The sequence below is a fragment of the Streptomyces sp. bgisy100 genome (genome assembly GCF_057709105.1).
Map to the genome: position 1 here is coordinate 45,866 of NZ_JBYITE010000019.1, position 16,317 is coordinate 62,182.

Below are 16,317 nucleotides of genomic sequence, written 5' to 3' on the forward strand. Positions count from 1 at the left end.
GGCCGTGGGGCCCGGCCGGCAGCAGGCCGGGGGTCGGCATGATCCAGCTCACACCTCAGGTCACGAAAAGGTTTCGGGCATATCGAACACCAGCCTTCACAGCACCCCCACACATTGGCTACCGTGCTCGCTCAGGCGGCTCGCACCACCCGCCGACGACCGCGTCGGCACGGGCGGCCTCCGCCGAGTCCGGCCCTGCCTCAGGCACCCGGAGCCGGGGACCCACAAAGCAACAATGGGGTGAATCGGCCCTCCGCACGCGGATCGAACGCCGTGCACGGGCCGTAGGGCAGCCTTCCGATCCGCCCGAACCCGACAGCTAACCCGGTAGGCGGTCCACGGAAGGAGACGCGCGCCTTGGCGTCGCACCGCAAACCGCGGACCAGTATTCTCGCCTCCCCCGGCTCCAGCCGCGCGGCCGTCGGCCTCACCACCGCGGCGATGGCGTCCGCGACGCTGCTGTCGCAGAGCGCCCAGGCCGCGCCGGACGAGCCGCGGCAGAGCATCGAAGAGGTCCAGAAGAAGGTCGACGACCTGTACCGCCAGGCCGAGTCGTCCACCCAGGAGTACAACCAGGCCAAGGAGCGCACCGACGCCCAGCGGTCGCGCACCGACCGGCTGGTCGACGACGTCGCGAAGCGGACGGAGCGGCTGAACGAGTCCCGCCGCAAGCTCGGCGGCCTCGCCGCGGCCCAGTACCGCGAGGGCGGGATGGCCCCGACCGCCACCCTGATGCTCTCGGAGCAGCCGCAGGACTACTTCGACCAGAACCACCTGATGGACCGGATGACCCAGCGCCAGCAGCGCGCCGTCTCGGACTTCCAGGAGGAGCAGGAGAAGGCGTCCGAGCAGCGGGGCAGGGCCACCCGGAGCCTGGAGTCCCTCACCGATTCGCAGGACCGGCTGCGGGCCAGCAAGCGGACCGTGCAGCGCAAGCTCGCCGAGGCGCGCGATCTGCTGTCGGACCTGACCGCCGAGGAGAAGGCCCGGCTGGCGGCGATCGAGCGCCGGAAGCAGGCCGAGGCCCAGCGCAAGGCGGAGGAGCTGGCCCGGGAGCAGGCCGAGAAGCAGCGCCGGGAGGAGGCCCAGCAGGACGACGCCACGGGCGGTTCCACCGGCACCGGCCAGGACTCGGACTCCGGCACCGCCTCGGCCAAGGCCGCCCAGGCGCTGGCCTTCGCGAAGGCGCAGATAGGCAAGCCGTACGTGTGGGGCGCCAGCGGCCCGAACTCCTTCGACTGCTCGGGGCTCACCCAGGCCGCGTGGAAGAGCGCCGGGGTCTCCCTGCCGCGTACCACCTGGGACCAGGTGAAGGTCGGCACCCGGGTCGCCACCGAGGACCTCAAGCCGGGTGACCTGGTGTTCTTCTACGACGACATCAGCCATGTCGGGATCTACGCGGGCAACGGCCAGATGGTCCACGCCCCGAAGCCGGGCGCCAACGTCCGCACCGAGGCGATCACCTACATGCCGATCTACGGCAGCGTCCGCCCCTCGTAACCGGCCGACGACGCGGAGTGCGCCCCACCGGACCGCCGGTGGGGCGCACTGCGTTCGGGGGCGGGTGGCCTGTGAAGGGGCGCCTCGGGGTCGGGTGTCGCTTCCGACCGGCCGGGGCCGCCCCCTTTCCCGGACTCCGGGGGCACGTCCCGGGCCGGGACTCCGGGGGTACGTCCAGAGCCGGGACTCCGGGGGCACGTCCAGAGCCGGGACTGCGGGGCTACGTCCCGGGCCGGGACTGCGGGGCTACGTCCAGAGCACCGCGATGAACACATTGGCGACCGTCAGCAGGCCGACCGCGGCGAAGGCGCCCTTCTCGACCTTCTCCTCGTCCCGCTTCACGTAGACCAGGGCGAGGATGACGACCAGCAGGGCGAGCTTCACGCCGAGCTTGACGGTGTTCGGGGTCTGGTCGTCGGCCTGGTTCAGGCCGACCAGCGCGACGCCGGTGACGAGCATGGTCAGCGCGCCGTGCAGCATCGCGGGGACGAACCGCGCCGTGCCCTGGCCCATCGCCTTCATCTGGGTGAGGAATCCGCCGAGCAGCGAGGCGATGCCGATGATGTGCAGGCCGACGAAGACATTGATCAATATGTCCATGCGGCGGAGCGTAACCGGGCCCATAGCACCCTCTCGCAGCCGGGTCCGGCTCAATCGCCATTTCGATCATGCGCGCGCCGGGAAACGCCAGAGCGGCGAGAAATCACCCGGGGCTTCCGTTCAGACCCGCGCGTAAAGGACCCAGTCCCGCTCATCCTCGTACTTGCTCCCGCCCGGCGGGCTTAGCGTCCTCCTCCAGACGGCCGAACCCCCCGCGGCTGTCGGACCGTTGGAAGGATGTGATGGCGGCCGTGGCCTCGCACCGGAAGCCCAGGCGGCGATCGCTGACCGGTACCACCGCCCGTACGGCGGTGACCCTCGCCCTCGCCTCCGCCGCCGGCGGAGGCGCCCTGGAGGGCACCGCGCTGGCCGACCCCGGACCCGGCACCGCCCGGGTGAAGGCCGAGGTCGACCGGCTCCACCAGGAGGCCGAGGAGGCCACCGAGAAGTACAACGGCGCACGGGAGAAGGCCGTGAAGGCGCAGCAGGCCCTGGACGGACTCCGGGACGAGGCGGCCCGCCGGACGCAGCGGCTGAACGCCTCCCGCAACGCACTGGGTTCGCTGGCCACCGCCCAGTACCGTTCGGGCGGCATCGCCCCGGCGCTCCAGCTCGCGCTCTCCTCCGCGCCGGACCAGTACCTGGAGCGCGCCTCGCTGATGGACCGGGCGGGCAGCCGGCAGGCGACCGCCGTCGCCGGGATCCGCCACCAGCTCCGCGGCCTCGACCAGGTCCGTGACCAGGCGGGTGACCGGCTGGCGGAACTCCGCGGCCACCAGGCCGAGCTGCGGACGCAGAAGAAGGCCGCGCACCGGAAGCTCGCCGCGGCGGAGCGGCTGCTGGACCGGCTCACGGCGAAGCAGCGCGCCACCGTCCTCCGGCAGGACGACCACGCCGCCGAGAGTGCGGACCGCGCTGACCGCGGGGCCCCGCGCGCCGCCCGCCTCAAGGCACCGAACGCCCGCGCCGCCCAGGCCGTCTCCTTCGCCTACGGGGCGCTGGGCAAGCCGTACGTGTGGGGCGCGACCGGGCCGGACGGGTTCGACTGCTCCGGGCTCACCCAGGCGTCCTGGCGGGCCGCCGGGGTCGCCCTCCCCCGCACCAGCTACACCCAGATCAACGCGGGGCAGCGCGTCCCCCGCTCCGAGCTCGCCCCGGGTGACCTGGTGTTCTTCTACTCGGGCATCAGCCATGTGGGGCTCTACATCGGCAACGGGCAGATGATCCACGCGCCGCGGCCGGGCGCCCCGGTGCGGCTGGCGCCGATCGACCAGATGCCGTTCGCGGGGGCGGCCCGGCCGGCGTAGCCGGAGCGGGACGCGGCCGGGGCTCGGCGACCGGCGGCAGTCGGCAGTCGTAGCCGACGTCAGGGTGGTCGTTCCGTTTTCGTCGGCCCTCGTCACCGGCTCCACGGTGGTCGTCCCGTTCGTCACCACCTCTCGGCGGTCGGGCCCGGCGGGCGGCCGAGGTCGGGCGCCGGGGACGAGCGCCGGGAGCCGGATTGCCGGGATCCGGATGACGGGGACCGGATTGCGGGGCGCCGGATTACGGGGAACCGGATCGCGGGGAACCGGATCGCGGGCGCCGGTTGCCGAGTACGGGCCCGTGCGGGGCGCCCGGCGCGGGTTGGTGCCGGAGATCACACGCGCTCCGCGCTCCGGGCCACGCCGCGCACCACCTCCCGCACCGGGCGCCGCCGATCGCATCGCACGTCCCGGCCGCCGCTGCCGGACGGGGTGACTCCGCTCTCGGGGCCGGAGCTCCGGTACGCCACTCGGGGATGCCCGGACCTGCGAAGACGCGGCGAGAGAGCCGGATTTCGAGTCGGCGGGGTGACCCTCCGCGGGACTCCGAACGGCTCCCCTGCCGCCAACGGACGAGACGCGCGCCGCCGTCCGGGAGCGGAACCGGAGGCTCACCGAGCCGGCGGGGGGCGGAGTCTAGCGATCCAAGGGCATATTCCGCGGGGTAATGCCATAACTCCCCACCTTCGATGCCACGGTACGTAATCTCTTCGTCACTGACGCGCTCCCACAGCGTCAGCACGCTGCACAGGGAGGGGAGTCGGCGTGCCCGGAATCGACGAGTGCCTGCTCAAAGCCATGACGCTGCCCGGCGCCCGCGGGGCCGCGGTCGTCGACTGGACGAGCGGCCTGGCCCTCGGCACCGTCGGCGACTCGCCCAACGGCGACCACGAGGCCACCGCGGCGGAGACCGCCGAGCTGGCCCGTATGGCCGCCGAGCAGACCGCGTTCGCGCTCACCGAGTCCCACCGGCCGGCCGAACCCTGGGGGCCGCCCGGACCGCCGCGGCCGGCGCTGGACCGGGCAACGTTCGGATCTCCGGACCTCGCCGACCCCGGCAAGGGCGCCCCGGTGGAGGACGTCATCGTCACCACCCGCACCGGCTACCACCTGCTGCATTTCGTGGAGACCACCTTCGACAGCAGCGTCTTCGTCCACGTGTGGCTCGACCGCGACGAGGGGAACCTCGCCCTCGCCCGAATATGCCTGAAGGACCTCGCCGAGCGGCTGGTGCTCGGATGAGAACCACCGAACTGACGCGGCCCGCCGAACTCCCGCTGCTGGCCCGTCTCGCCGCCGACCGGGCCACCGGCGCACTCCTCCGCGACGGCGGCACCCTCTTCCTCTCCGACGGCGCCGTGGTGCACGCGGAGAGCGACGCCGCCCCCGGCATCGACGTCCTCCTGACCACGACCGGACGTCTCCCCGCCGAGCGCTGGCAGGAGGCCGTCGACCGGGCCGGTGCGCACTGCCGGGTCGGCCGCCACCTCGTCGACAGCGGCAGCCTCGGCGACGGCGAGCTGGAGATCTGCCATCTGAACGCGCTGTTCGACGCCGCGTACTTCGCGCTGGCCCCCAGCGACGGCCCCACCCGCTTCCGCCAGGGCGCCGTGCACTGGCTCGGCCCGATCCGCCCGGTACGGGCCGAGCACGTGGCCCGGGAGTCGCGGCGCCGACGGGACCTCCTGGACGGCCTGTGGCCGTGGCCGGCCGTCGACACCTCCCCCGTCACCCGGCACCCGTCGGCCCGCGCCCCCGCGGTGCCGCACCGCCAACGGGCCGTACTGGACCTGGCGGACGGCCTCCGCAGGCCCGCCCAGATCGCCCGGCTGCTGGGCCGCCCGGCCTTCCACACCCTGATCGACGTGCGCCGGCTGGCAGCGGCCGGGCACATCCGGACACCCCACGCGTCCGAACCGCCCCCCGCACCCCATCCCGTTCCCGACTGGGTCGCGGACCTCTCCGCCGACCCGGACATCGCTCTGCTGCGCCGGCTTCGTGATGCTTTGGAGGCACGCCTGTGAGTCCCCGGTCCGTCCACCAGGCCCTCTCCACGCCGTCATGAGGCGAGCGTTGAGACTGCGCGCCGAGAGGAGACAGCTGTTGGCCGCCGAAACCGAAGTCCTCGACGAGCTGCGGCGGTTACGGGCCCGTGTCCCCCATCTGACCGGCGCCCTGGCAGCGAGCATCGACGGCCTGGTGCTGGCCCAGGACGCGGCCCCCGTGGAGGCCGAGGGCGTCGCCGCGCTCACCGCCGCCGCGCTCGGGGTCGCCCTGCGGATGACGGACGCCACCGGCCAGGGCGAGTTCCGCGAACTGCTGCTCCGCGGCGACCACGGCTACGTCGCGACCTACGCGGCGGGCACGTCGGCCGTCGTGACGGTCATGGCGGGCTCGCGGACCAATGTGGGACGGCTGCACCTGGAAGGCCGCCGGGCCGGTGCCCGCATCGGTGACCTCGTCGACGGCGCCCTCGACCGCCCGGAGCTGCCGTGACCCGCCCCGCCCGGCACCGTCAGCCGCCCGCCCCCGACCCGCCGTCCCGGCCACCGGCACCGCCGCTGCCCCCACCGCCGCCGCCACCGCCACTGGCGCCGCCCGCTCCGCCCCCGCCGCTGTCTCCGCCTCCGCCACCGACCGCCAGACCGTCCAGGCCTGATCCGAACCCCCCGAAATCCGCCGAACGGCGCGGGCCGACCCGCACCGCGACCCAGCGGAGAACACCCCAACGGAAAGGAAGTGCATCAACCATGGCCAATACCGAGACCGCCCTCAAGGAAGCGATGACCTCGATAGAGGGCACGCTCGGCGTCGCCCTCGTCGACTACACCAGCGGCATGGCGCTGGGAACCCTGGGCGGGGGCAAGGAGCTCGACCTGTCGGTGGCCGCCGCGGGCAACACCGATGTGGTCCGCGCCAAGGTCCGCACCATGGAAATGCTCGGCATCAAGGAGGAGATCGAGGACATCCTGATCACGCTCGGGAGCCAGTACCACCTGATCCGGCTGTTGAAGTCCCGTGGCAGCAACGGCCTGTTCCTCTACCTGGCCCTGGACAAGGACCGGGCGAACCTCGCGATGGCCCGTCACCAGCTCCGGAAGGTCGAGTCCGAGCTGGAGGTCTGACACCGGCCCGGCACAACGGCCGCGCGCGGGGAGCCCGACAAGGGGTCCCGGCTCCCCGCGCGCCGCGGCCGCTTCACCGCACCGGCTGCCGAGCGGCGTAGGCGACGAAGTCCGCCCAGGCGCCGGGGCTGAACGCCAGCTGCGGGCCGCTCTTGTCCTTGGAGTCACGGACGTGGACGGTGCCGGGGCAGGTGGCGACCTCGACGCAATTGCCTCCCCCGGTGTCGCTGTGGCTGGACGTGAACCAGGAGACGGCGACCTCGACACACTCGCCACCGCCGCTGCTGCTGTGGCTGGACGTGAACCACACGAGCTCGTCCCTCATAGCTCCTCCGCATAGGACGTGATGAAGCGTGCCGACACTCCGCCAGAGGCGGGTGATCTGCACCGGAAGGAGCCTGGGCTCCTCGCGTTCGTGGCCACGACCGCGACCGCGACCGCGTGGACCGATCGGGTCGCCGAACGATGGTCGGCGAACCTTCAACACACCGGCTGCCGAGCGGCGTAGGCGACGAAGTCCGCCCAGGCACCGGGGCTGAACGCCAGCTGCGGACCACTCTTGTCCTTGGAGTCACGGACATGGACGGTGCCGGGGCAGGTAGCGACCTCGACGCAGTCGCCGCCACCCGTACCGCTGTGACTGGACTTGCGCCACGCGACCGCGACCTCGATGCAGGCACCGCCTTGGTCGTCGCTATAGCTGGACTTGAACCACACCAGTTGGCTGCTCATAGCTCCTCCGCGACTGCTGCGATGAACCGGGACGAATCCTCAACACTGAGCGCCTGCATGCGGATCATGCCATGTCGCTGGACAAGGGCGCTCACTTTGCCGCGATCGACGTGCAGGGCACTCGTCTCCTGTCCCTCAACGTATGCGTACTGTTCGTGCTCCGCGTTCTCCAGCAGGATTAGCGGGCCGCTGAGCGCAGCAGAGGCAGCACGGCCGACCGGCAACACCTGAACGGCCACATTGCGGAGCTCGGCTATTGCCAGCACATGCTGGAGCTGGCTCCTCATGACCTCTGGGCCCCCGGTCATCGACCGGAGCGCAGCCTCGTAGACAACGAACCCGAAGACGACCGTGGGTTGGCGAGTCAACTTCTCCTGTCGCTGCAGCCTGGCTGTGACCCGCTCTTCGATAGTCGAGTCGTCCAGCGGCGGACAACTCCCACTCATGAGGGCCCGTGCGTACTGCTCAGTCTGCAAGAGCCCTGGAATGAGCAGGGATTCGTACCAGTGGACGGCAATGGCATCAGCTTCGGTCGCCATGTATTCCTGCGTACGAGCCGGGAACCTCTCCGGCTTCAGATAGTCCTGCGCCGCGAGCAGCATCCCCCGCGCCCCGCGCATCTCGTCCGCCACTTCGAGCAGCCGGAGGGTCGGCTTGCGGCGGCCCTGTTCCATGGACTTGACGTACTCGTAGTCGTAGTTGGCTTCCTTGCCCAGGCCCTCGCGGGTCACCCCGGCCTGGGTGCGCCACAGCTTGATCTGGTTCCCGCAGTACCGCCACGCCATCGGCGGCTGGGCGTTCTCGGTGGTCACCGCACCTCGCCTTCCTCGGTGCGCGCGGGGTACAGCCACGTTCCGTACCCGGGTCGCTACTGCCGAGGCTAGGCGGTCGCCAGCACCGTAGGTGCCGGAAACGGGACAACTTCCCCTGTCCATGTGACAGCCCACCGCCCCTGCCGCACCTGCGACTTCAGCACCGAGGATTCCGATGGCCGCCCACCCTCACCCCTCCCCTCCTCACGACGCCGTGTCCGAACCGTCGGACTCCGCCTCGGTCCCACCCGAGCCGTACGCCAACGGCCTGCCGCAGGACATCGAATGGCGGCTGCCGCGGCATGCGCGCAGTGTCGGGAGGTCGAGAGTTCTGCTGCGGGAGCAGGCGCGTTCGTGGCGCGTTCCGGAAGACACCCGGGACACCGCCGTCCTCCTGTTGAGCGAGCTGATGACCAATGCCTGCCGGCACGCGCGGGTCTCCCCGGGCCGTGAGATCAGTGCGCGGTGCGTCGTGCGGGACGGACGGCTCCGGATCGAGGTCTCGGACGCCTGCGACGATGTGCCGAAACCCCGGGAGGCGTCGGCGGACGACGAGTCGGGCCGCGGCCTGGCACTGGTCTCCGCGCTGGCGGACGAATGGGGCGCCCATCCCCGGAGCTGCGGCATCGGCAAGACCGTGTGGTTCGAACTCAAGCTCCCGACGGCCGTGTGATCCGGCGCGCGTCAGCCGGGCAGGCGCGGGACTCGCGGGACTGTGGGGTGCCCCTCATCCACACCCCCGGCCGCGCCCACCGCACCGGTCGCGTCACCCCACAGCCGCCCCGGGCCGTTCGTAGCGGAGGAGGACCACCCCGTTGCCGAAGGCCCGGGTCTCCACGAGGCGGAGAGAAGTCCGGGCGTCCGTGTCCGGGAAGAGGGGCTTGCCGCGGCCGATCAGGACCGGGTGGACGTAGACGCGGTACTCGTCGATCAGGTCCTGCCGCATGAAGGTCGCCGCCAGGTCGGCGCCGCCGAGCACCACGTCCCCGCCCGGCTGCTCCTTGAGTTCCCGGATCTCCTCCGGGACCACGTCGCGCATGACGACGGTGTTCCAGTCCGCCCGCTTCAAGGTGCGGGAGAACACCATCTTGGGCTTCTCCCGCCAGATCTCGGCGAACTCCACCATGACGGGAGGGGCGTCCGGATCGGCGTCCGCGGTCGGCCAGAAATCCGCCATGAGCTCATGGGTGACCCGGCCGCTCAGAAAGGCACCCATGCCGCGCAGCTCATCGTTGAAGTGCTGGTGCAGCTCCTCGTCGACGAGGTGCCAGTCGATTTCCCGGTGCGGCCCCTCGATGTAGCCGTCGAGGGACACCGACATCATCAGGACGATCTTTCGCATGACAGTCCTCGCCGCGGTCGTCGGGGGCGCTGTGCCCACCGCCGGACCGGGTGGGCGCCCGGGGGCGCCGAAGGGTGGCCGGCGGTCGGCACGAGCAGCCGGCACGAGGGAACGCGCCGGTCACGGCCGAGACGATACGCCCGATGCGGCGGGAGGCGACGCACCGCGGCGAGGCGGTGTCGTCGCGTCCTCCGGTTCGGGACGGGCCGTCAGGCAGCCGCCCCTCAGGCGGTGGTCCCTCGGGCGGCGGTCCCACAGGCAGTCTCAGGCAGTCCCTCAGGCAGTCTCCCGGGCAGCGGTCCCGCGGCGGTCGACATACGACATCACGTAGGCCCACAGGCCGCCCGAGACCGCCGTGAAGGCGAGCTCGGCCCACTCGTCGTCGAGCAGGAACTTGTTGACCACGACCAGAACGGCGACCCAGAGAACCCAGATTCCGACCTTCACCACGGTGCACCTCACATGTGGGGGGGGAGGAGACGGACAGCCGAACGTGCCGGCAGCCGCCACGCACCGTTCGGCATGCGGCGGCGTCCGCACGCGTGGGGTCGAGGCTAGGTTCCCCCGGCCGCACCCGGCCAGAGAGTTGATCAAGATCTGAGAGACCGGGGTCCGAGACGGACCGGTACCGCCCGCCCCACCCGCGATGTCCCCGTCCCGTGCCCTCCCGCCGCGGCCCGACCGACGGCTTGCACGGGTCCGACCGACGGCTTCGACTGACCCGACCGACGGCTTGCGCGGGCCCGACCGACGGCTGCGACGGGCTCGCCCGGCGGCTCAGACCAGCCGTCGGGCCGTCGCCCACCGGGTCAGTTCGTGGCGGTTGGAGAGCTGCAACTTCCGCAGCACCGCCGAGACATGGCTCTCCACGGTCTTCACCGAGATGAAGAGCTGCTTGGCGACCTCCTTGTACGCGTACCCGCGCGCGATCAGCCGCAGCACCTCCCGCTCGCGCTGGGTGAGCCGGTCCAGGTCCTCGTCGACCGGCGGCGCGTCGGTCGAGGCGAAGGCGTCCAGGACGAAGCCCGCGAGCCGCGGGGAGAAGACGGCGTCCCCGTCCGCCACCCGGAAGACGGCGTTGACCAGGTCCGATCCGGTGATGGTCTTGGTGACGTAGCCGCGTGCGCCGCCGCGGATGACGCCGATGACGTCCTCGGCCGCGTCCGACACCGACAGGGCGAGGAAGCGGACCGGCCGCTCGGGGTCGGCCATCAGGGCGGCGCTGCGCTTCAGCACCTCCACACCGCCGCCGCCGGGCAGGTGGACGTCGAGCAGGACGACCTCCGGGCGGGTCGCGGTGATGACGGTGACCGCCTGGTCGACGTCGGCGGCCTCCCCCACGACCTCGACGCCCGTGCTCTCCGTCCGGCCGATCTCGGCCTGTACGCCGGTCCGGAACATCCGGTGGTCGTCGACCAGGACGACCCGTACCGTCCGGCCGTCCGCCGGCGTGCCGTCCTGTGTGCCCTCGGTCATCGTCCGTCCCTCGTCTTCCGCTCCGCCGCGTCCGCGGCTGCCGTGATCGCCGGGCCGGGACCGCTGCGGCCGCCCTTGCCGACGCTGCCCTTGTCGCCGCTGCCCCTGCCGCTGCCGCCGCCGTTCACGGCGAACGCTCCATCTCCAGTTCCACTTCCGTCCCCCCGTCCGGTGCGGACCGCAGCCGTGCCGTGCCGCCGTTGCGCCGCATCCTGCCGATGATCGACTCCCGGACCCCCATCCGGTCCTGCGGCACCGCGTCGATGTCGAAGCCCGGGCCCCGGTCCCGTACGGACATGAACACCGTGCGGCCCTCGACCTCGGCGTAGACCTGGACCGGCCCGCTCTCGCCACCGTACTTGGCGGCGTTGACCATCGCCTCCCGCGCGGCCTGGAGCTGGGCGCCCAACCGGTCCTCCAGCGGGCAGTCCCCCACGCAGACCACCTCGACGGGCACCCCGTGGTGGTCCTCGACCTCGGCGGCGGCGCGGCGCACCGCGGCCGCGAAGGTCTGCGGCTTGTCGGTGGCGTCCCGGCCGGTGCCCTCGGGCCGGTGGAGCCAGGCGCGCAGCTCCCGCTCCTGGGCGCGGGCGAGCCGCGCCACCTCCCGGGGGTCGTCGGCGTTCCGCTGGATCAGGGTGAGGGTGTGCAGGACGGAGTCGTGGACGTGCGCCGCGACCTCGGCGCGCTCCTGGGCGCGGATGCGCATCAGGCGTTCCTGGGACAGGTCCTGGGTCATCCGGACGACGTACGGCCCGGCGAGCAGCGCGATGCCGACGAGGACGGCGAGCGAGGCCTGGAGCACCGAGCCGAGGTTCTTGGCCGAGCTCTGCATCACCACGATGCCGGTCACCCCGAGGCAGACCAGCAGCACCCCGGCCGCCCCGCGGACCACCGGCAGGACGCGCTTGCTGCGGCCGACCTCCATCCAGTGCGCCCGGCGGGCGTTGTCGGCCTGCCGCCAGAAGAGGGCCACACCGGCGCCGATCAGCAGTGCGGGCCAGACGTAGGCGTCGACGGCCCGGCCGAGCCGGAGCGTGTCCACGAAGACCGCCAGGCCGACGACCAGGGCGAGCAGGGCGAAGAGCTGTCCTTTGTCCGGCTTACGGGCCAGGCGGCGGCGGCCGTCGGCGCCGGTCGCGAGGTGCGGCCCGCGGGAGCTGTCGACGCCCCCGACGCCGAGCGGGACGACGAACCAGAACCCGACGTACAGCAGCGCCCCCAGGCCCTCGACCAGGAAGAGCACCACGAAGACGATGCGCACCCAGGAGACCGGCAGCCCGAGGTGCCCGGCCAGCCCGCGGGCCACGCCGCCGAGCATCCGGCCCTCGGCGCTGCGGTAGAGCTTGCGCACGCCGGGCTCGTCGGCGGGGTCGGACGCCGGGGGGTACGGCCCTCCGGTGCGGGCTGAGGCGGCGGTCATGGTCCAGATCGTCACATGGGGGACGGGGCGGGGGCATCAGGGTCGACCCTGAGGGTTCCCGGGCATTGCGCCGCACTCGGCCCCCGAGGGCCCCGACGTCACCCGGACACGTGGGTCCCCGGTTCCGGGAGCGTGGTCCTCAGGGTCCGGGAGCGCGGGTCCCCAGGGTCCGGGAGCGCGGGTCCCCAGAGCCGGGAGCGCGGGTCCCCAGGGGCCCCGGGAGCCGTTCCCGGGACCCGTCGGGGTCAGCGGGCCCGCCGACGCTCCTACAGCGCGTCCTTCGGCAGCCGCAGGCCGTTCCGGACGTGATCGAAGATGGGCCGGTGCTTCGCCCACTCCAGATCCGGGGCCGACAGGTAGACCGCGTACTCCTTGCCGCCCACCCGGCCGAAGCCGAGGTCGATGGCCCGGAACTTGCGCTCCTTGCCCTGGAGCGTGAACTCCCAGACGGCGGCGGGCGCATCGCGGTACTTCGTCCGGTCCATGCGGAGCTGCTTGTAACTGGGGTCGTCGGTCTTCAGATTGGACTCGACGTTCCGAAAGTGCGCCAGGGGGTCGGTGCTGGCGAAGTCGATGACATTGATCCGCACCCCCACCAGGCCGGTCGGGTCGACGTAGGTGAGCTGTTCGGGGGTGGACTTGGGATCCCGCCTGAAGCCGTCGGGCACCGGGAAGGAGACGCCGATCTCCTTCTCCCTGACCAGGTGGTAGCCCGGCGGGACGGGGGACGGCTCGGGCGTCGGCTCGGTGCCCTTCGACGGCTCGGCGCCCTTCGACGACCCGGAGTCGGCCGGACGGGTGTTCCCGGGGGACACCTCCACACCGGAGTCCGGGTGGTTCATCGCCATCATCGTGCCGCCCACCGCCGCCGCGGCGGCCAGCACTCCGGCCACCGCCCACAGCCAGGTGCGGCGCCGGCCGGAGGAGGTGGCGGTGGTGGTGGTGGTGGTGCCGGAGGGGATGGTTCCGGAAGAGCCGGTGCCAGGAGGGGTGATGCCGGGAGGGGTGGTTCCGGGAGGAGTTGTTCCGGTGGGAGTGGTCCCGGTGGGTGCCTGCGCGGCTGATGCGGGCATGGCCGCCGCGGGCGCCGGGGCCTCATGGCGCGGGCCGGGGATCGCGGCCCCGAAGCTCCCGGAGGGCCGCGCGGCCCAGGGCCCCGCATCCGTAGCCGTTCCCGTCCCCGTTCCCGTCCCCGGGCCCGTTCCCGTCCCCGGGCCCGTTCCCGTCCCCGGGCCCGTTCCCGTACCCGTTCCCGTACCCGTCTCGGTGCCGTGACCGGCCGCCGCCCCCGGCACGGCGTCCGTGTCGAGCACCCGGGTGCGGTCGACCGTCGCCGTCTCCGCCTCGGCCGCCGGTTCCCGCAGCCGCCGCTCCACGGCGACAGCGTCCGGCCGGCCCTCGGGGGTCTTCGCCAGCAACTCCTCGATGAGCGGGCCCAGCGCACCGGCCGAACGGGGCGGCTCCAGCGGGTCGACGGCGATGGAGTACGCGGTCTCGATCGCCGTGGCCTTGCGGAACGGGGGCTGCCCCTCCAGTGCCTGATAGAGCGTCGCGCCCAGCGCCCACAGGTCGGAGGAGGGCCCCGGGCTCCCGCCGCGGACCCGCTCCGGCGCGACGTAGTCCACCGACCCCACGAGTTCACCGGTCTTGGTGAGCGTGGAGGTGCCGGACGCCATGGCGATGCCGAAGTCGGTCAGCACGACCCGTCCGCCCTCGCTCAGCAGCACGTTGCCCGGCTTGACGTCCCGGTGGAGCACCCCGGCGTCGTGTGCCGCCCGCAGCGCGGCGATCATGCCGCGGCCGATCCGGGCCACCTCGTCCGGTGTCAGCGGGCCGTCCTCCTTGAGGACTTCGGAGAGCGTCCGGGACGGCACGTACTCCATGACGATGCACGGCAGGCCGCCGTCGTCGACGACGTCGTGCACGACCACGACGTTGGGATGGGTGATACGGGCGGCGCTGCGGGCCTCGCGGCGGGTGCGCTCGTAGAGGGTGGCGCGCTCCTCGTCGGTCTGGTGCGGCGCCACGTGCAGCTTCTTCAGCGCGACATGGCGGCCGAGCATCTCGTCCTCGGCGCGCCACACCGTGCCCATGCCACCGCGGCCGATCCGTTCGAGCAGCCGGTACCGCGCGGCAACCAGCCGTCCTTCGTCAGACTCCGCGCCGTACACGATGCGCCCCTCTGTTTCCCCCACCGGTCATGACCCGGACACGATATCGGCGAGGCGCCCACCCGTCCCCAGGGGGGATATCAGGGTTCGGCCAGGGTCGCTCCCGGTGCACGGCGCCTCCCCGCACCGTCACCATGGAGCAATGAACGACCAGCAGACCGCCGCCGGAACGCCGCCCGCGCCCGGCCCCCGCCCGAGTCCGCCGCTGCGGCGCAGCCGCGGCGGCAAGGTGGTGGCCGGGGTGTGCGGGGGCCTCGGGCGCCACTACGACGTCGACCCGGTCGTCTTCCGGGTGGTCCTGGCCGTGCTGTCCGTCGCGGGCGGATTCGGGCTGCTGGCGTACGGATTCGCCTGGCTGATGATCCCGCTCGACGGGGAGGACGAGAACGAGCTGCGCCGGATGCTGTCCGGCCGGGTCGAGGGCCCGGCGCTGACGGCCGTGCTGTGCGCCCTCGTCGGCTGCGGGCTGCTGCTGTCGATGCTGGACAACGGCCCGGTGCTGGTGTTCGCGGCGATGCTGTCGGCCGCGGTGCTCGGGGCGGCGCACCGGTCGCAGGACCGGCGCAGGACCGAGCGGGAGAGCCCGGCAGACCGGTCCACCGCCCGTACGGCGGCCGGAAGTCCGCCGCACGCCCCCGCGCACGGGGTCGCGCCGCCCGAGACCACCGCGCCGCCCGCGCCGGGCGCTCCGTCCTGGTGGCGCGATCCCATCACCAAGGACGGCACCAGCGGGCCCACCGGCACCGGGTATCTGTGGGGCCCGGCCGACGTCCCGCGGGAGACGAAGGAACCCGCCCCCGGCCGGAACGGCATCGGCGGCCGGATCTTCCTGCTCGCCGCGGCCACCTGCACGGTGGTGGTCGCCCTCTCCTGGGACGCCCGGCCGCTCGGCACCACGCTGGAGCTGGGTCTGGCCGCCGCGCTCGGGGTGTTCGGCCTCGGGACGGCGCTGAGCTCCCGGTTCGGCCGGACCGGCGCCGGAACAATCGCCATGGCGCTGCTGACCTGCGCGTTGATGGCGGCGGTGGCGGCGCTGCCGAAGAGCGTGACAACCGACTGGATGCAGCGGTCCTGGACTCCGGCGACGGCCGCGGCGGTCCGGCCCGGCTACGAACTCGGCACCGGCTCGGGCACCCTCGACCTGTCCCGGGTGGAGCTGCGGAAGGGCCAGCGGATCGCCACCGGGGTGAGTCTGGGGTTCGGCCGTCTGAAAGTCATCGTCCCGGACGGTGCCACGGTGCGGCTGCACGCCGAAGTCGGTGTGGGCGAACTCCGGTTGCCGGGGGACGGCCCGGGGGACGCCGACTCCGCACCCGACATCGAGAGAAGCGTCACCCTCCAGCCCGCGGAGGACAGCCGGGCGCGGGGTACGGTCGAACTGGACGTGGAGGCCGGAGTCGGCCAGGTGGAGGTGGTCCGTGCGACGCCATGACCTCGAACCGGGGAAGCTGATCGCGGGCCTGGTCCTGCTGACGGCCGGTCTGCTCCGGGTCCTGGACGCGACGGACGTCTGGGAGACCGCGCTGTGGGTGCTGATCCCGGTCGTCGTGGGCGGCCTGTCCCTCGCGGCCCTGGCCTCGGTGTACCTGGGCACCGGCCGCGGCGAACGCGGCTGAGGAGCCCCGGGGCCCGGTGATCCGGCGCCCCTCCCCCGGATCACCGGGCATCGGCGCACCAGCGCCGGGCACCCGCGCATGAGCGGGGGCGGGGGCCGGGGGCGGGGCCAGGGCCAGGTGCCGGGGCCAGGGCCGGGCGCCGGGGGCCGGACCGCCGAAGCGGCCGGCCCCGTGCGCCGTCGCCGCTTCGCGGTCCGGCCCCGTCACGAGCCGGCG

General features: G+C 72.9%; 19 protein-coding genes and 1 riboswitch. Of the genes, 9 read left to right on the top strand and 10 right to left on the bottom strand.

The window, feature by feature from the left end; genetic code table 11:
- Window positions 1-171: 171 nt before the first annotated feature.
- A riboswitch (cyclic di-AMP (ydaO/yuaA leader) is annotated at window positions 172-349 on the top strand.
- Window positions 350-357: 8 nt separating this feature from the next.
- The gene (locus AC3EQ1_RS15445; protein ID WP_432094879.1) at window positions 358-1,500 is read left to right on the top strand and encodes a C40 family peptidase; all 1,143 of its coding nucleotides are present in this window, start codon (window positions 358-360) and stop codon (window positions 1,498-1,500) included.
- Between the two features lie 246 nt (window positions 1,501-1,746).
- Here the strand turns inward: AC3EQ1_RS15445 and AC3EQ1_RS15450 are convergent, their stop codons facing one another.
- The gene (locus tag AC3EQ1_RS15450; protein ID WP_432094880.1) at window positions 1,747-2,100 is read right to left on the bottom strand and encodes a hypothetical protein; all 354 of its coding nucleotides are present in this window, start codon (window positions 2,098-2,100) and stop codon (window positions 1,747-1,749) included.
- A gap of 242 nt (window positions 2,101-2,342) precedes the next feature.
- Here AC3EQ1_RS15450 and AC3EQ1_RS15455 point away from each other — a divergent pair, with 242 nt between their 5' ends.
- The 5 genes from AC3EQ1_RS15455 (at window position 2,343) to AC3EQ1_RS15475 (ending at window position 6,529) form a co-directional block, all read left to right on the top strand.
- Window positions 2,343-3,407, top strand: coding sequence for a C40 family peptidase (locus AC3EQ1_RS15455; RefSeq protein ID WP_432094881.1), 1,065 nt, complete (start codon window positions 2,343-2,345; stop codon window positions 3,405-3,407).
- A gap of 762 nt (window positions 3,408-4,169) precedes the next feature.
- Complete coding sequence (locus AC3EQ1_RS15460; protein WP_432094882.1) at window positions 4,170-4,646, top strand: hypothetical protein; 477 nt, start codon at window positions 4,170-4,172, stop codon at window positions 4,644-4,646.
- A complete protein-coding gene (locus AC3EQ1_RS15465) occupies window positions 4,643-5,428 on the top strand; it encodes a transcriptional regulator (RefSeq protein ID WP_432094883.1) in 786 nt (261 codons plus the stop codon). The genes AC3EQ1_RS15460 and AC3EQ1_RS15465 overlap by 4 nt, the downstream gene beginning before the upstream one ends.
- Window positions 5,429-5,465: 37 nt before the next feature.
- Window positions 5,466-5,900 (top strand): roadblock/LC7 domain-containing protein, encoded by a 435-nt coding sequence (locus AC3EQ1_RS15470; protein WP_432094884.1) that lies wholly within the window; start codon window positions 5,466-5,468, stop codon window positions 5,898-5,900.
- Window positions 5,901-6,154: 254 nt separating this feature from the next.
- Window positions 6,155-6,529, top strand: a complete 375-nt coding sequence (locus AC3EQ1_RS15475) for a hypothetical protein (protein ID WP_388850013.1) — start codon at window positions 6,155-6,157, stop codon at window positions 6,527-6,529.
- A gap of 73 nt (window positions 6,530-6,602) precedes the next feature.
- Here AC3EQ1_RS15475 and AC3EQ1_RS15480 read toward each other — a convergent pair whose 3' ends face one another.
- From AC3EQ1_RS15480 to AC3EQ1_RS15490, 3 genes are all read right to left on the bottom strand, one after another.
- Window positions 6,603-6,854: a DUF397 domain-containing protein gene (locus tag AC3EQ1_RS15480; RefSeq protein ID WP_432094885.1), complete on the bottom strand. Its 252-nt coding sequence runs from the start codon at window positions 6,852-6,854 to the stop codon at window positions 6,603-6,605.
- A gap of 155 nt (window positions 6,855-7,009) precedes the next feature.
- On the bottom strand, window positions 7,010-7,261 hold the full coding sequence (locus tag AC3EQ1_RS15485; RefSeq protein WP_432094886.1) for a DUF397 domain-containing protein: 252 nt from the start codon (window positions 7,259-7,261) through the stop codon (window positions 7,010-7,012).
- Window positions 7,258-8,046 carry a Scr1 family TA system antitoxin-like transcriptional regulator gene (locus AC3EQ1_RS15490; protein WP_432094926.1) on the bottom strand — a complete coding sequence of 263 codons (789 nt, stop codon included), beginning with the start codon at window positions 8,044-8,046 and terminating at the stop codon, window positions 7,258-7,260. Before AC3EQ1_RS15490 ends, AC3EQ1_RS15485 begins: the two co-directional genes overlap by 4 nt.
- A gap of 295 nt (window positions 8,047-8,341) precedes the next feature.
- On the opposite strand from AC3EQ1_RS15490, the gene AC3EQ1_RS15495 reads away from it, so the two are divergent.
- On the top strand, window positions 8,342-8,746 hold the full coding sequence (locus AC3EQ1_RS15495) for an ATP-binding protein (protein WP_432094927.1): 405 nt from the start codon (window positions 8,342-8,344) through the stop codon (window positions 8,744-8,746).
- Between the two features lie 93 nt (window positions 8,747-8,839).
- Here AC3EQ1_RS15495 and AC3EQ1_RS15500 read toward each other — a convergent pair whose 3' ends face one another.
- From AC3EQ1_RS15500 to AC3EQ1_RS15525, 6 genes are all read right to left on the bottom strand, one after another.
- Entirely contained in the window at window positions 8,840-9,415 is a 576-nt protein-coding gene (locus tag AC3EQ1_RS15500; protein WP_432094887.1) for a dihydrofolate reductase family protein, read from the bottom strand.
- Between the two features lie 276 nt (window positions 9,416-9,691).
- Window positions 9,692-9,865, bottom strand: a complete 174-nt coding sequence (locus AC3EQ1_RS15505) for a hypothetical protein (protein ID WP_432094888.1) — start codon at window positions 9,863-9,865, stop codon at window positions 9,692-9,694.
- A 327-nt stretch (window positions 9,866-10,192) separates the two neighbouring features.
- Window positions 10,193-10,891 (bottom strand): LuxR C-terminal-related transcriptional regulator, encoded by a 699-nt coding sequence (locus tag AC3EQ1_RS15510; protein WP_351510670.1) that lies wholly within the window; start codon window positions 10,889-10,891, stop codon window positions 10,193-10,195.
- A complete protein-coding gene (locus tag AC3EQ1_RS15515) occupies window positions 10,888-11,019 on the bottom strand; it encodes a hypothetical protein (RefSeq protein WP_432094889.1) in 132 nt (43 codons plus the stop codon). The genes AC3EQ1_RS15510 and AC3EQ1_RS15515 overlap by 4 nt, the downstream gene beginning before the upstream one ends.
- Window positions 11,016-12,314 carry a PspC domain-containing protein gene (locus tag AC3EQ1_RS15520; RefSeq protein WP_432094890.1) on the bottom strand — a complete coding sequence of 433 codons (1,299 nt, stop codon included), beginning with the start codon at window positions 12,312-12,314 and terminating at the stop codon, window positions 11,016-11,018. Before AC3EQ1_RS15520 ends, AC3EQ1_RS15515 begins: the two co-directional genes overlap by 4 nt.
- A gap of 266 nt (window positions 12,315-12,580) precedes the next feature.
- Window positions 12,581-14,407 carry a serine/threonine-protein kinase gene (locus tag AC3EQ1_RS15525; protein WP_432094928.1) on the bottom strand — a complete coding sequence of 609 codons (1,827 nt, stop codon included), beginning with the start codon at window positions 14,405-14,407 and terminating at the stop codon, window positions 12,581-12,583.
- 220 nt (window positions 14,408-14,627) lie between these two features.
- Here AC3EQ1_RS15525 and AC3EQ1_RS15530 point away from each other — a divergent pair, with 220 nt between their 5' ends.
- Together AC3EQ1_RS15530 and AC3EQ1_RS15535 are read left to right on the top strand one after the other, a co-directional pair.
- Window positions 14,628-15,917, top strand: coding sequence for a PspC domain-containing protein (locus AC3EQ1_RS15530; protein ID WP_432094891.1), 1,290 nt, complete (start codon window positions 14,628-14,630; stop codon window positions 15,915-15,917).
- Window positions 15,904-16,101: a hypothetical protein gene (locus tag AC3EQ1_RS15535; RefSeq protein WP_432094892.1), complete on the top strand. Its 198-nt coding sequence runs from the start codon at window positions 15,904-15,906 to the stop codon at window positions 16,099-16,101. Before AC3EQ1_RS15530 ends, AC3EQ1_RS15535 begins: the two co-directional genes overlap by 14 nt.
- The last annotated feature ends 216 nt before the right edge of the window (window positions 16,102-16,317 follow it).

Excerpts from the sequence above, each read along its gene's own strand:
- AC3EQ1_RS15450 (WP_432094880.1), bottom strand. The coding sequence starts at position 2,100 with ATGGACATATTGATCAATGTCTTCGTCGGCCTGCACATCATCGGCATC.
- AC3EQ1_RS15455 (WP_432094881.1), top strand. The coding sequence starts at position 2,343 with ATGGCGGCCGTGGCCTCGCACCGGAAGCCCAGGCGGCGATCGCTGACC.
- AC3EQ1_RS15465 (WP_432094883.1), top strand. The coding sequence starts at position 4,643 with ATGAGAACCACCGAACTGACGCGGCCCGCCGAACTCCCGCTGCTGGCC.
- AC3EQ1_RS15470 (WP_432094884.1), top strand. The coding sequence starts at position 5,466 with ATGAGGCGAGCGTTGAGACTGCGCGCCGAGAGGAGACAGCTGTTGGCC.
- AC3EQ1_RS15475 (WP_388850013.1), top strand. The coding sequence starts at position 6,155 with ATGGCCAATACCGAGACCGCCCTCAAGGAAGCGATGACCTCGATAGAG.
- AC3EQ1_RS15480 (WP_432094885.1), bottom strand. The coding sequence starts at position 6,854 with ATGAGGGACGAGCTCGTGTGGTTCACGTCCAGCCACAGCAGCAGCGGC.
- AC3EQ1_RS15485 (WP_432094886.1), bottom strand. The coding sequence starts at position 7,261 with ATGAGCAGCCAACTGGTGTGGTTCAAGTCCAGCTATAGCGACGACCAA.
- AC3EQ1_RS15490 (WP_432094926.1), bottom strand. The coding sequence starts at position 8,046 with ATGGCGTGGCGGTACTGCGGGAACCAGATCAAGCTGTGGCGCACCCAG.
- AC3EQ1_RS15500 (WP_432094887.1), bottom strand. The coding sequence starts at position 9,415 with ATGCGAAAGATCGTCCTGATGATGTCGGTGTCCCTCGACGGCTACATC.
- AC3EQ1_RS15510 (WP_351510670.1), bottom strand. The coding sequence starts at position 10,891 with ATGACCGAGGGCACACAGGACGGCACGCCGGCGGACGGCCGGACGGTA.
- AC3EQ1_RS15520 (WP_432094890.1), bottom strand. The coding sequence starts at position 12,314 with ATGACCGCCGCCTCAGCCCGCACCGGAGGGCCGTACCCCCCGGCGTCC.
- AC3EQ1_RS15525 (WP_432094928.1), bottom strand. The coding sequence starts at position 14,407 with ATGGGCACGGTGTGGCGCGCCGAGGACGAGATGCTCGGCCGCCATGTC.
- AC3EQ1_RS15530 (WP_432094891.1), top strand. The coding sequence starts at position 14,628 with ATGAACGACCAGCAGACCGCCGCCGGAACGCCGCCCGCGCCCGGCCCC.